Origin of the sequence: Accumulibacter sp., assembly GCF_036625195.1 — a bacterium.
Lineage (GTDB): Bacteria > Pseudomonadota > Gammaproteobacteria > Burkholderiales > Rhodocyclaceae > Accumulibacter.
Window position 1 is genome coordinate 3,975,917 of record NZ_JAZKUG010000001.1, and the last position, 12,818, is coordinate 3,988,734.

12 protein-coding genes are annotated in these 12,818 nt (G+C 64.7%); 4 read left to right on the forward strand and 8 right to left on the reverse strand.

Translation table 11 applies throughout. The features are described 5' to 3' along the window. Positions 1-30 precede the first annotated feature (30 nt). Positions 31-1,551, reverse strand: coding sequence for an aldehyde dehydrogenase (gene adh, locus V5B60_RS17440; RefSeq protein ID WP_332348643.1), 1,521 nt, complete (start codon positions 1,549-1,551; stop codon positions 31-33). A 395-nt stretch (positions 1,552-1,946) separates the two neighbouring features. Between adh and V5B60_RS17445 the strand changes: the two genes are divergently transcribed. The 4 genes from V5B60_RS17445 (at position 1,947) to V5B60_RS17460 (ending at position 6,331) form a co-directional block, all read left to right on the forward strand. After that, on the forward strand, positions 1,947-4,295 hold the full coding sequence (locus V5B60_RS17445) for a TonB-dependent receptor (RefSeq protein ID WP_332348645.1): 2,349 nt from the start codon (positions 1,947-1,949) through the stop codon (positions 4,293-4,295). Between the two features lie 32 nt (positions 4,296-4,327). After that, on the forward strand, positions 4,328-5,035 hold the full coding sequence (locus V5B60_RS17450) for an energy transducer TonB (protein ID WP_332348646.1): 708 nt from the start codon (positions 4,328-4,330) through the stop codon (positions 5,033-5,035). A 151-nt stretch (positions 5,036-5,186) separates the two neighbouring features. Continuing rightward, entirely contained in the window at positions 5,187-5,906 is a 720-nt protein-coding gene (locus V5B60_RS17455) for a MotA/TolQ/ExbB proton channel family protein (RefSeq protein ID WP_332348648.1), read from the forward strand. Continuing rightward, positions 5,903-6,331, forward strand: coding sequence for an ExbD/TolR family protein (locus V5B60_RS17460; protein WP_332348650.1), 429 nt, complete (start codon positions 5,903-5,905; stop codon positions 6,329-6,331). The genes V5B60_RS17455 and V5B60_RS17460 overlap by 4 nt, the downstream gene beginning before the upstream one ends. A gap of 81 nt (positions 6,332-6,412) precedes the next feature. Here V5B60_RS17460 and V5B60_RS17465 read toward each other — a convergent pair whose 3' ends face one another. The 7 genes from V5B60_RS17465 to nifH all read right to left on the reverse strand — a co-directional run bounded on the left by V5B60_RS17465 (position 6,413) and on the right by nifH (position 12,762). Then, on the reverse strand, positions 6,413-7,387 hold the full coding sequence (locus V5B60_RS17465; protein WP_332348652.1) for a hypothetical protein: 975 nt from the start codon (positions 7,385-7,387) through the stop codon (positions 6,413-6,415). Between the two features lie 12 nt (positions 7,388-7,399). Next, on the reverse strand, positions 7,400-8,110 hold the full coding sequence (locus tag V5B60_RS17470) for a dinitrogenase iron-molybdenum cofactor N-terminal domain-containing protein (protein ID WP_332348653.1): 711 nt from the start codon (positions 8,108-8,110) through the stop codon (positions 7,400-7,402). A gap of 17 nt (positions 8,111-8,127) precedes the next feature. After that, complete coding sequence (locus V5B60_RS17475) at positions 8,128-8,325, reverse strand: 4Fe-4S dicluster domain-containing protein (protein WP_332348655.1); 198 nt, start codon at positions 8,323-8,325, stop codon at positions 8,128-8,130. Between the two features lie 23 nt (positions 8,326-8,348). Continuing rightward, positions 8,349-8,573 carry a putative nitrogen fixation protein NifT gene (nifT, locus tag V5B60_RS17480; protein ID WP_332348657.1) on the reverse strand — a complete coding sequence of 75 codons (225 nt, stop codon included), beginning with the start codon at positions 8,571-8,573 and terminating at the stop codon, positions 8,349-8,351. A gap of 63 nt (positions 8,574-8,636) precedes the next feature. Beyond that, a complete protein-coding gene (gene nifK, locus V5B60_RS17485) occupies positions 8,637-10,205 on the reverse strand; it encodes a nitrogenase molybdenum-iron protein subunit beta (protein WP_332348659.1) in 1,569 nt (522 codons plus the stop codon). 63 nt (positions 10,206-10,268) lie between these two features. Further along, positions 10,269-11,771, reverse strand: a complete 1,503-nt coding sequence (nifD, locus tag V5B60_RS17490) for a nitrogenase molybdenum-iron protein alpha chain (RefSeq protein WP_332348661.1) — start codon at positions 11,769-11,771, stop codon at positions 10,269-10,271. Positions 11,772-11,853: 82 nt separating this feature from the next. Then, complete coding sequence (gene nifH, locus V5B60_RS17495; RefSeq protein WP_332348663.1) at positions 11,854-12,762, reverse strand: nitrogenase iron protein; 909 nt, start codon at positions 12,760-12,762, stop codon at positions 11,854-11,856. Positions 12,763-12,818: the final 56 nt, after the last annotated feature.

Sequence of the window (12,818 nt, forward strand, 5' to 3'; positions counted from 1 at the left end):
GGAGTCATTCGCCGCAAGGCGAGCCTGAAATCAGAAGAAGCCGAGCTTCTGCTCGCTGTAGCTGACCAGCAGGTTCTTCGTCTGCTGGTAGTGGTCGAGCATCACCTTGTGCGTCTCGCGGCCGATGCCGGATTCCTTGTAGCCTCCGAAGGCGGCGTGCGCCGGGTAGGCATGGTAGCAGTTGGTCCACACGCGGCCTGCCTTGATGGCACGGCCGATCCGATAGGCGACGTTGCCATCACGGCTCCAGACGCCCGCACCGAGACCGTACAGCGTGTCGTTGGCGATTTCCAGCGCCTCCGCTTCGTCCTTGAAAGTGGTCACCGCGAGCACGGGCCCGAAAATCTCCTCCTGGAAGATGCGCATCCTGTTGTGGCCCTTGAACAGGGTCGGTTGGATGTAGTAGCCGTCCTCGAGCTCACCGCCGAGGCGGGCACGCTCACCGCCGATCAGCAGTTCGGCGCCTTCCTGCCTGCCGAGATCAAGGTAGGACATGATCTTGGTGATCTGCTCCTGTGAGGCCTGGGCACCCAACATGGTGTCGGTGTCGAGCGGGTTGCCCTGCTTGATGGCCGCCACGCGCTGCAGGACACGTTCCATGAACTGGTCGTAGATCGACTCATGGATCAGTGCCCGCGAGGGGCAGGTGCACACTTCGCCCTGGTTGAAGGCGAACAGCACCAGGCCTTCGATGGCTTTGTCAAGAAAGCTGTCGTCGGCCCTGGCGACGTCCGCGAAGAAGATGTTGGGCGACTTGCCGCCGAGCTCCAGGGTGGCCGGAATGAGGTTGTTGGCGGCGGCCTGGGCGATGAGGCGGCCGGTGGTGGTCGAGCCGGTAAAGGCGATCTTGGCGATGCGGCGGCTGGTGGCGAGCGGCAGGCCGGCTTCACGGCCGTAGCCATTGACGATGTTGAGCACGCCGGGTGGCAGCAGGTCGGCGATCAGCCCGGCCATGATCAGGATGCTGATCGGCGTTGACTCGGCCGGTTTGAGCACCACGCAGTTGCCGGCACCGATGGCCGGGGCGAGCTTCCAGGCGGCCATCAGGATCGGGAAGTTCCAGGGGATGATCTGGCCGACGACGCCGAGTGGTTCGTGGAAGTGATAAGCGACCGTGTGCTCGTCGATCTCGCTGATTCCGCCCTCCTGGGCGCGCAGGCAGCCGGCGAAATAGCGGAAGTGGTCGATGGTGAGCGGGATGTCGGCGTTCAGCGTTTCGCGCATCGGTTTGCCGTTGTCCACCGTCTCGGCGTAGGCGAGGACTTCGAGGTTGGCTTCCAGGCGGTCGGCGATCCTGAGAAGCACGTTGGCCCGATCGGCGGCGGCGGTGCGCCCCCACTTGTCGGCGGCGGCATGCGCTGCGTCGAGCGCCAGTTCGATGTCTTCGGCAGTCGAGCGAGCCACCTGGGTATAGGGTCTGCCGCTGATCGGCGTGATGACGTCGAAGTACTGACCCTTGACCGGGGGAAGCCAGCGGCCAGCGATGAAATTGTCGTAGCGCGCCTGGTAGGCGATCTTGGCACCTTCGGTGCCGGGGGCTGCGTAGAGCATATTGTCTCCTCATCGTTGGCAAGTTATGGACACCCTGCCCTTGCGGGCACACCCTGGCTCCTGGAGAGCCATACCAGGCCAGCTCAGCGAAGGCAACCCGTCAATCCATCGCCGGGCTGACTCAGCGTCTCGCCGCGACTGGCCGGATGCCGTGCAACGTCCCACAGTGAAAGGCCGCTGTCAACCTCTCCTCGAAACGGGACCATGCTCTTTGCCGGCGTGCCGGCCATCGGGCCGGCGAACGGTCATGACTGCCGCAACATCCCGGGTGTTCGTCCCGCAACGTGGCAGCTGCAACCGGCCGCCACGACGTGCGACGTTGTGTCGCATTCCGCGCCCGAAGCGCCTCTGCGAGAATCCGCCGCCGACGGACATCCATCGGGAGGAGAAAAAAAATGAAGTTCCGGATCAATCGCACGGCCGCGCTGATCGCGGCTTTCGGAGCAAGCGGCATGGTGCCGGCAGTAGCCGCCGACGGCGCGACCGCGGCCGCTGCCGCGGGTGCCGAGCGGCCGGCACAGCTCGCGCCGGTGGTCGTCGAGGAGAGCCGCCTGCAGCCACTGCCGGCCGCGAACCGTGTCGACGAAGAAACGATGCGTGCCCTGCGCCCGGCGACCAGCGACACCGCGAGCATGCTGCGCGACGTCCCTGGTGTCCAATTGCAGGGCGCCGGCGGGGTGTCCAGCCTGCCGGTGATCCGCGGCCTTGCCGACGACCGCAACCGGATCATCGTCGATGGAATGGACCTGATCGCCTCGTGCCCGAACCACATGAACCCGCCGCTCTCTTATCTCGACCCGAATGGCGTCAGCAAGCTGCGCGTCATTCCCGGCGTGACGCCAGTGAGCCTCGGTGGCGACAGCATCGGCGGCACGATCATCGCCGAATCGCTGGCGCCGCGCTTCGCCGCAACGGGCCAGGACTTGCTGTTGAGCGGCGAAGCCGGCGCGTTCTACCGCAGCAACGGCAACGCCTGGGGCGGCAACCTTTCGGCCGTCGTCGCCAACGAGAACCTCAGCGCCAACTTCAGTGCGACGACCGCCAAGGCGGAGAACTACACCGCCGGCGGCAACTTCAAGAACTTCACCGCGACCGGCAATCCGGGACGGACGCTGGCGCGTGACGAGGTCGGATCGACCGCCTACGAAACGCACAACTACCAGTTCGGGCTCGCCTACCGTCAAGGCGACCACCTTCTCGAGTTCAAGTACGCTTATCAGGACATTCCGGAGCAGCTGTTCCCGAACCAGCGGATGGACATGCTCGGCAACACCGAGAACCGCTTCAACCTGCATTATCGGGGGCAGTTCGACTGGGGCCAACTCGATGCACGCGCTTACTACGAGACGGTCGACCATCTGATGGATTTCGGTCCCGACAAGCGCTTCTACTACGGCATGGCGTCGGGTGGCCACAACGCCGTGATCGGCATGCCCTGCTCGCCGATCAGCGCGAACTGCGCTGCCGGCATGCCGATGAAGACCGACAGCAACACCAGCGGTGTCACCCTGCGTGCCGACGTCAATCTCGGTGTCAACGACCTGCTGCGCGTCGGCGGCCTGTACCAGCACTACCGGCTCGACGACTACTGGCCGGCGTCGGGGGGCGGCATGTGGCCGCTGACCTTCGATAACATCAACGATGGTACGCGCGACCGACTCGGCGTCTTCGGCGAGTGGGAGTCGCGACTCGATGCGCAGTGGACGACCCTGCTCGGCGTCCGCTACGAGCGCGTCACGACCGATGCCGGTCCCGTGCAGGGCTACAACCCGAACATCAACTTCACGACGATGATGATGGGCGGGATGCCGATGCGCTCGTACAACAACCAGCAGGCCGATGCCGCAGCCTTCAACGCACAGGATCGCAAGCGGACCGACAACAACTGGGATCTCACCGCCCTCGCCCGCTACACACTCGACGCCCAGACCGACCTCGAAGTCGGCGTCGCACGCAAGACGCGCTCGCCGAACCTGTACGAGCGTTACACCTGGTCGACCTGGTCGATGGCTGCGGTGATGAACAACTTCGTCGGTGACGGCAACGGCTACTACGGCGACATCGACCTCGACCCGGAGGTGGCGTACACGGTCTCGGCATCGGTCGACTGGCATGCGAGCGACCGCAGCTGGAAACTCCGGGCGACGCCTTACTACACGCGGGTCAAGGACTACATCGACGCGATCCGCTGCAACAACACGACGAGCTGTCCGCCGCCGAACGCGACGACGACGAACCAGTTCGTCGTCCTGCAGTACGCGAACCAGTCGGCCGAGCTCTACGGCATCGACTTCTCCGGCGAATTGCCCCTGGCGCGCACGGGCTACGGCGACTTCGGAGTGAACGGAGTCGTTTCCTACACCTACGGCAAGAACCGCGATACCGGCGACGGCCTCTACAACATCATGCCGTTCAACGCCCGATTGGCGCTGACCCACCGCCTCGGCGGCTGGGACAACGCACTCGAGTTCGTCGGCGCGACGTCGAAGGATCACCTGTCCGACGTCCGCAACGAAATCGGCACGCCGGGATACGGGCTGCTCAACCTGCGCGCCAGCTACTCGTGGAAGCAGGCTCGTCTCGATTTCGGCATCGACAACGTCTTTGACAAGCTCTACTACCTGCCACTCGGCGGCGCCTACACCGGCCAGGGAACGACGATGATGATCAACGCGATACCCTGGGGCATCGCGGTTCCCGGCATGGGCCGTTCGGTCTATACCGGGCTCAGCTTCAAGCTGTAGGTGGAGGAGATCCACCGCCCCGACCAGCGCCAGTGATCGTGCTGCCGGCATCTGGTTGGCGACCGGCTTCACCGGCCGCCAGCAGCTGCCGGCGGCCAGTCGAGCTGGTCTTCGCGGCCGGCGTCGTCGCCGCCATCCATGTTGCGGCAACCTACGCCCTGTGGACGCACCGTCTCGTTGCAGCGCATGCCGAAACGAGGACGCTGCAGGTCGACATCGTCGCGCCGGCGGTGACGCCGCCGCGCGCTCCGCCGCCCAACGCTGAACCGCGCCGCCCCCCGCCGGCGAACAAGCGCGAGATGCCACGGCAGAAGCCAGCCCCTCGTCAGCCGCTGCTGGCGACGCCGCCTCGGCCAACCGGAGCGACCGCCGCAGCGGCCGTCGCCGAGCAGCAACCCGTGGTCGAAGCCCCGGCAGTGGCGCCCCCGCCCGCCCTTCCGGCGCAACGGGCGCCAGCGGCATTGGGATCCGAACTGTCGGTGGTCTGTCATCACCGGCCAGCCCCTGCCTATCCGCCACTTTCGCGACGACTGGAGGAAACCGGCGAGGTGCTGCTGCGGGTCGAACTGAACGAAGACGGCAGCGTCGCCGCGGCGCGCATCGAACGGAGCAGCGGTCATCAACGACTCGACGACGCCGCGCTGACAGCGGTCCGCGCCTGGCGCTGCAGTGTTCCGCCGGCCTTCGGCCGCAGCGTGCGCGCGGTCGCCTTGCAGCCGTTCCGCTTCGTCCTGCAGTGAGCTTGCACGCTGCTGCCCGCCGCTGGCCAAGATCGGCGCGACCTGCCTGGCGGCCTCGACGCACGCGTCTGCGGGTAGAATGCTGCCCGCCCTTCTCCGGTGCTGGGTTTCCAGAGGCCGCAAGCAAACCACTCTTCCTGGATGCTGAATCGTGCAGTCAACGCTCGTCGATCACTTCGGTGTTGCCCATTTCCTCTCGCAGACCGACCTCGTCGGCCGCCTGGTCCTGCTCGTCCTGCTGCTCCTCTCGCTGGCGACCTGGTACCTGATCGTCACCAGGTCGCTCGCCGGGCTGGTCGCGCAGCGGCGGGCGAAGGCATTTCTCGGGCGCTTCTGGCACAGCGGCAGCGACGACCTGCGGCGCCGCCTGCAGGGTGAGGACTGCAATCACGCGTTCGCGCGGCTGGCGGCCGAAGGGCTCGACGCGCTCGCCGACAGCGGCGGTGTCAGTCTGGCGGCGGCAGGCGGCTTCGCCGAGTATCTCAGCCGCCGGCTGAACCACGTCATCGATGACGAGGCCGCGGCCGCCGAGTACGGCCTGACGGTGCTCGCGTCCGCCGCCTCGGCGGCGCCGTACATCGGGCTTTTCGGCACCGTCTGGGGGATTTACCATGCGCTCGTGCAGATCGGCCTGTCGGGGCAGGGAACGCTCGACAAGGTCGCCGGACCGGTCGGCGAGGCCCTGATCATGACCGCGCTCGGACTGGCAGTGGCGATTCCGGCGGTGCTCGCCCACAACGCCTTCAACCGCCGCAATCGACTGTGGCTGGCGCGCCTCGAGGGCTTTGCGCACGAGCTCTACGTGCTGTTGACGGTGAAGGGCGTCGCGACCAGTCCCGTTGCTGCGCAGGCGCCCGCGAGCGCGCGATGAGCGACTGCCGTTTCCGCCGTCATCGTCCCGCGGCGACGCGCGCGGACATGAATGTCGTGCCGCTGGTCGACGTGATGCTGGTGCTGCTGGTGATCTTCATCGTCACCGCTCCGCTGCTGACGCACGCGGTCAAGATCGACTTGCCACAAGCGTCGAGCCAGGTCAATGTCACACGCGACGAACGCGTCGAACTGGCAGTTCGTGAAGACGGCGCAATGTACTGGAACGGCGAGGCGCTGACGCTCGAGCAGCTCACCGAACGCTGCGACCTCGCCGGCCGGCAGGCGCCGCAGCCCGAACTGCACCTGCATGCCGATCGCCACGTCCATTTCGAGCGCGTCGCACGCGTGCTGGCAATCGCCGTGCGCGCCGGCCTGCAGCGAATCGCTTTCGTCTCCCTGCCGGAAGAGCGGGCCACGCCGTAGCCTTCCGCTCGCCGCCGCACGGTCGTCCAGCCACCGCTGGCACCTGCTGCCGAAAGGCGCGCTTCGGCTGGCCGCACAGGGTCAGAAGGCGTAGGGCTGGTAAAGCCACTGCCTGACGACCTCGATGTCCCGGGCGGGAAGGTACTGGAAGCCTTCCAGGACATCGCTGATCACGGCGTTGGCCAGGGCATATGGCGCGCTGCGGACGGTCAGCATGTGGAAGAACCAGGCCATCGGGAAGCCCGCAGCCTTGTCGTAGTGGGCCATCGCCTGATGCAATGCCAGCCCCTGCATGCCGAAGCTCGCAACGAACTTCGGCGCCGCACCATTCAGCGCGGCCACCGGTGCCGCGTGCAGCACGCTCTGCCGGTAGCGATCGAGATGCTCGCGCACGGCGACGACCCAGTGGTTGGAGAACTGCGTCGCCGCGCCCGCACTGCTGGCTTCCCAGGCTTCGACGAAGCGATGGATCGGTTGTGCCTCAGGCTTCTGCAGGCGCATGCGGGCAAGAAATGCGGCGACCGGCGTCAGCCGGCGCAGGACCAGGAGCGGCGCGCCGATCGGCTCCGCAGCAGCACCGCCGGCGGCGTCCAGGTGACGCGGGTCAATCAGCTCCTCGATTCCCGACGGCGTACCCGCCGCTGCGAACAACTGATGCGAAACGATCTCCTGCAGTTCCTCGATTTCGATCTGAACGAAGTCGGCGGCACCAGCTCCGGTGGTGGCAACCAGGTAGCGCGTGCGGCCGGTGAGGCGCGTCGCCCGCAATCCTCGTCCGGCGTAGTGGTCGCAAAGCGCCACCATGTCCTCGTCGTGAGCGGCCAACTCGCGCTCGGCCCACGTCTCGATATGATCGGAAAGATGCACGTTGTCGGCATCGACGACGCCACCCAGGCGATACCAGCCGCCGCGCGACAGAACTTCGCGAAACCTCAGCTCGGGCGCCAGTACCGCGAGTTCCCGGGCGAGCACTGCCGGACCTGCGGTGGCAGGAATTCGCGAGCACAGTCCGGCGACCTGGCGCGACAGTTCCTGCCACGTTGAGCTGTTGTCCATTGCCGTTGGCAGTCATGCCTCGTCGGCGACGAAGCGGGCCAGCGACCCGGCCTCGACGCCCATGACGCGGGCCAGCCAGGGCGCCGGATGTTGCAGCGCCTGCTGCAGGCGGACGAGCAGTTGCTTCGCCTCGCAGCCTGAGTCCTCACGCGCAAGCCTGAGCGGATGGATGCCCGCGCGCACGACCTTGGCCGTCGCCGGACCGCCGATCGATTGCAGGTACACGATCTGGCAATCGCTGATCAGCGCCGCGCGTGCCGCGTTGCGGTCCTCGGCTTGGTCGGCCTCGCACGTCAGGCGCACGGCAATCAGCCTCGTTTCGCCAGGTGACACTTGGTAAACCAGGAAGCGTGCGCAGGATCCGAAGTGGCCGTCGAGCAGTTGCTCGCGGTTCGAGGCGCAGGCCACGCGAATCGAACCCGGCATGTCGCCTTCAACGTAGGGCGCAACCGGCAGGCGGTCGCCATCGGCAGGGCCTTCACCCCACAGCAGGCTGACGGCCTGTCTGATCTGCTGCCGCGGAACCTGCCTGTCGGCACCGTCGTTCGTCTGCAGCAGGAGCTGCAGGTCAGCCACCGTGACGGTGGCGAGTCTGGCCGCGGTCAGCGGCAGCCCCAGTCGCTCGACCAGAGCCGCAAGCAGCGCCTTGACCGGCAGACCGCCCAGTTCGCGGGCAGCAAGAGCGACGCGGAGCGCCGCATCGCGAGTGATCGACTGCGCCATCAGAGCCTCCCCCGAGCCTAGATGAAGACGATGCAGGCTTCGCCTGCCGGACAGGCATCGAGGCAGCGCGGTGAATCGAACTCGCCGTCGCACTCGGTGCAGGTGTCGACATTGATCTTGTACATGCCGGCCTTGCTGGTGATCGAGCTGGTCGGGCAGACCGGCTTGCAGTCGCCACACGACGTGCATTCGGCCTGGATGATTTTCATTGCCATGAGGTCAGTCTCCGTTGAAGGGCTTACTCCGCCGCATCCAGTCGCCTGGCGCGCAGCGAGATCGGGAAGCGTGCAGGCAGGACCTGCGGTTCAATGTAATAGGCACCGCCATTGTTGAGCCGGATCTCGCCGCCCCACTTGTCGGCGCTGTCGTATTCCATCGAGACGATGGCGTCCTCGAGATCGCGCTTCGGCAGGTAGAACGAGTAGGTACCGACAGCCGTCTTGCGGACCATGATGTTGGCCATGGAACTTCCCTTTGCAGTGGGCGACGGGAGCGGCGGACGCCCCCGTCGGGCTCGTTCAGCGCCTCAGCGCACCAGATCGAAGTTGTAGTCGGTGGTACCCATGCCCATGGTTTCCTGGTCGAGTCGCTCGAGCACCGCATTGACCAGCGTGGTGACCACCTGCATCGCTCCCTCGTAGCCGATCGTCGTCTGGCGATGCAGATGATGACGATCGAACAGCGGGAAGCCGATGCGAATCAACGGCACCTCGAACTCCTTGCCCTTGTGCAGCGTGTCGCGCTGGATGAACTTGCCGTAGCTGTTGCCGATCAGGAAATCCGGCTTGTCGGTGAAGCAGAGCGAGCGCAGGTGCCACAGGTCGAGGCCGGTCCAGGCCTTGGCGTTGACCCCGAACGGGCTCTCCGAGAGCATTTTCTCCATCGTCTTCAGCCAGCGCTTGCTGCCGTTGTGGCTGAGCACGTGCGTCGGTTCGGCACCGCATTCGAAGAGGATCTTGACCATCCCCATGACGAAGTCGGGGTCTCCGTAGAGGGCAAATTTCTTGCCGTGCAACCAGGCGTGCGAATCGGACATCAGGTCGACCAGGCGGCCGCGTTCCTTCGCCAGCGATTCCGGGATCGGCTTGCCGGTGAGTTCGGAAACCTGCATCAGAAAGTCGTCGGTCCAATCCACACCCATCGGGATGTTGAGCTTGGGCACCTCATGGTTCCACGTGTTCTCGACCAACTTCTTCGTCTTGTCGAGCTGGAATGGCTGCAGCAGGATGGTGCTGATGGCGTTCGGCGCGTCCTTGATCTCGTCCTGCGTCGTGCCGCCGGCGTACATCCGGAACTCACCGTCCGCCGGCGTGTCGAGCACCTCGCTCGGGTCCGAGAGCAGCGTTGCCTCGACGCCCATCTCGGCCATCATCCGCTTGATGACCCGGAAGTTGCCGAGATAGGTCTCGAAACCGGGAACGAAGTTGAGCTTGCCGTTCTCGCCTGGTGCCTTGTCGGCCATGTGGTTCAGCGTGAACGAGCGCATGATGCCTTCGAACATGTTGTCCCAGCCGGTGACGTGCGAGCCGACGAAAGAAGGCGTGTGCGCAAAGGGAACCGGAAAGTCGTCCGGCACATGGCCATCCTTCTTGGCGTTGTTGATGAACGCGTTGAGGTCATCGCCGATCACTTCGGCCATGCAGGTGGTGGATACCGCGATCATTTCCGGCTTGTAGATGGCGCGGGCATTCTCGAGGCCATCGAACATGTTCTTCTGGCCGCCAAACACCGCAGCATCTTCGGTCATCGAATCCGAGACGCAGCAAATCGGCTCCTTGAAGTGGCGATTGAAATAGGTACGAAAGTACGAGACGCAACCCTGCGAGCCATGGACGTAGGGCAGCGTCTTCTCGAAACCCAGCGCACAGAGCACGGCGCCGAGCGGCTGGCAGGCCTTGTCCGGATCGACGGTCAGCGCCTCGCGTTTGAAGTTGAGCTCCTGGTATTCCGCGGTGGTGGTCCAGAGGAAGATCTCGTGCACCTTCTCCGGCGGATGGCGCTCTTCGAAGACATCCCGTTTGTTCTTCAACGACACCTGGTAGTCGGCTTCGCCGAAAAGCGGGTAGCAGGGCTTGATATCGTCTACAGCTTGCATCTTCATCTCCTTTGGCCGCGCCACCCATGTGTGGACGCGGACACAAGTTGCGGGAAACTTCTCTCAGGCGACCTTCTTCAACTCGCCTTCTGCATCCGGTGCGGTCGAATCGCCCGACTCCGGCTGCTTCTTCCATGGCGGCGTCTGCTTGCTCCAGCACGGGTTGGAAATCGCCATGTCCATGTCGCGGGCGAAGATGGCAAAGCCGTCGTAGCCGTGGTACGGACCCGAGTAGTCCCAGGAGTGCATCTGGCGCAGCGGGATGCCCATCTTCTGGAAGACGTATTTCTCCTTGATGCCGGAACCGACGAGGTCGGGCTTCATCCGCTTGATGAACTCTTCCAGCTCGAAGCCCGTGGCGTCGTCGTAGAGCAGCGTGGCGTTGCCCATTTCCTTGATCGTGCGGTCGTAGTCGTCGTTGTGCGCGAACTCGTAGCCGGTGCCGATGACCTGCATGCCGAGATCCTCGTAGGCGCCGATGACGTGCCGCGGTCGCAGGCCGCCGACATAGAGCATCACCGTCTTGCCCTGCAGGCGCGGCCTGTACTTGGCGATCACCGCCTCCATCATCGGCTGGTACCTGGCGATGACGCGCTCGGCGCCTTCCTTGATGTGCTCATCGAAGTGGGCGGCAATGGCGCGCAGCGACTCGGCGATCTTGGTCGGCCCGAAGAAGTTGTATTCCAGCCAGGGAATGCCGTACTTCTCCTCCATGTGGCGGCTGATGTAATTCATCGAGCGGTAGCAGTGCAGGAGGTTGAGCTTGACCTTGGGCGTCTTCTCGATCTCGGCCAACGTACCGTCGCCAGCCCACTGCGAGACCACCCGCAGACCCATCTCCTCGATCAGGATGCGCGACGCCCAGGCATCGCCGCCGATGTTGTAGTCGCCAATGATGGAAACATCGTAGGGGGTTGCTGCGAAGGGCTGGCCGTCGCGCTTGTCGAGGACCCAGTCGCGGATCGAGTCGTTGGCGATGTGGTGCCCGAGCGACTGCGAGACGCCGCGAAAGCCTTCACAGCGCACCGGAACGACCGGCTTGTCCATTTCCTTGGCGGCTTTCTTCGACACCGCCTCGATGTCGTCGCCGATCAGCCCGATCGGGCACTCGGACTGCACCGAAATGCCCTTGTGCAGCGGAAACAGCGTTTCGATCTCGCCGATCAGCTTGGCCAGCTTCTTGTCGCCGCCGAAGACGATGTCCTTCTCCTGGAAGTCGGAGGTGAAGTTCATGGTGCCGAAGGTGTCGACACCGGTGGTACCGACGTAGTAGTTGCGGCGGCCGGCACGCGAATACTGGCCGCAGCCGATGGGGCCGTGCGAGACGTGGATCATGTCCTTGATCGGACCCCAGACCACGCCCTTGGAACCGGCGTAGGCGCAGCCGCGAACGGTCATCACACCGGGCAGCGACTTGCGGTTGGAAGTGATGCATTTCTTCGCTTGTTCGATCGACTGGTCGTTGACCGCGAGGTGCTTGGCGCGGTCCTTCCTGGCCTTGTCGGGATAGACCTCGAGCACCTCCTGAATCAGGGCCTCGGTTTCTTGACGTGTCAATTCAGACATCCTGTTTCTCCTTTTTTGGCTGCCGCCACTCATCGGTGTGCGGCAGCCACGGGTTGCGACGGTCGTGCGCCGTGTGGACGGATCAGGCAGCGGCGAGCGCTCCGGCCTGCTCGGCCGCGAGCTGGGCTGCGGTCTTGCCGATGATCGACTCGTCGTCCTCCTGCAGGATGCCGAACTCCATCAGCAGCTCCTCGAGTTCGTCCATGGTCACCGGTGTCGGAATGACGAAGTTCTTGTTGGCGACGATCTTCTTCGCCAGCGTCCGGTACTCGTCGGCCTGCGCCGCCGTCGGGTCGTACTCGATCACCGTCATGCGGCGGATCTCGGCGTGCTGGACGATGTTGTGACGGGGGATGAAGTGGATCATCTGGGTACCCAGCTTGGCCGCCAGCGCCATGATCAGCTCGTCCTCGCGGTCGGTGTTGCGACTGTTGCAGATCAGGCCGGCGAGGCGCACGCCGCCGGAGTTGGCGTATTTCACGATGCCCTTGGCGATGTTGTTGGCGGCGTACATGGCCATCATCTCGCCCGAGCAGACGATGTAGATTTCCTGCGCCTTGTTCTCGCGGATCGGCATCGCGAAGCCACCGCAGACGACGTCACCGAGCACGTCGTAGAAGACGAATTCGAGGTCCTCGTCGTAGGCGCCCTCCTCCTCGAGGAAATTGATCGCCGTGATCACGCCGCGACCGGCACAGCCGACGCCCGGTTCCGGACCACCGGACTCGACGCACTTGATGCCGCCGTAACCGACCGACATCACATCCTCGAGTTCGAGGTCCTCGACCGAACCGGCCTCGGCAGCAAGGCCCATGACCGAGTTCTGCGACTTGCTGTGCAGGATCAGTCGCGTCGAATCGGCCTTCGGGTCGCAACCGACGATCATCACCTTCTTGCCGATCTCCGCCAGCGCGGCGACGAGGTTCTGGGTCGTGGTGGACTTGCCGATACCGCCCTTGCCATAGATGGCGGCCTGACGAAGTTTTCCCATGATGCAATCTCCTTGTTGAAGTCCTGCGTTGAAATCATCTGAAGCAGGGAAGAATC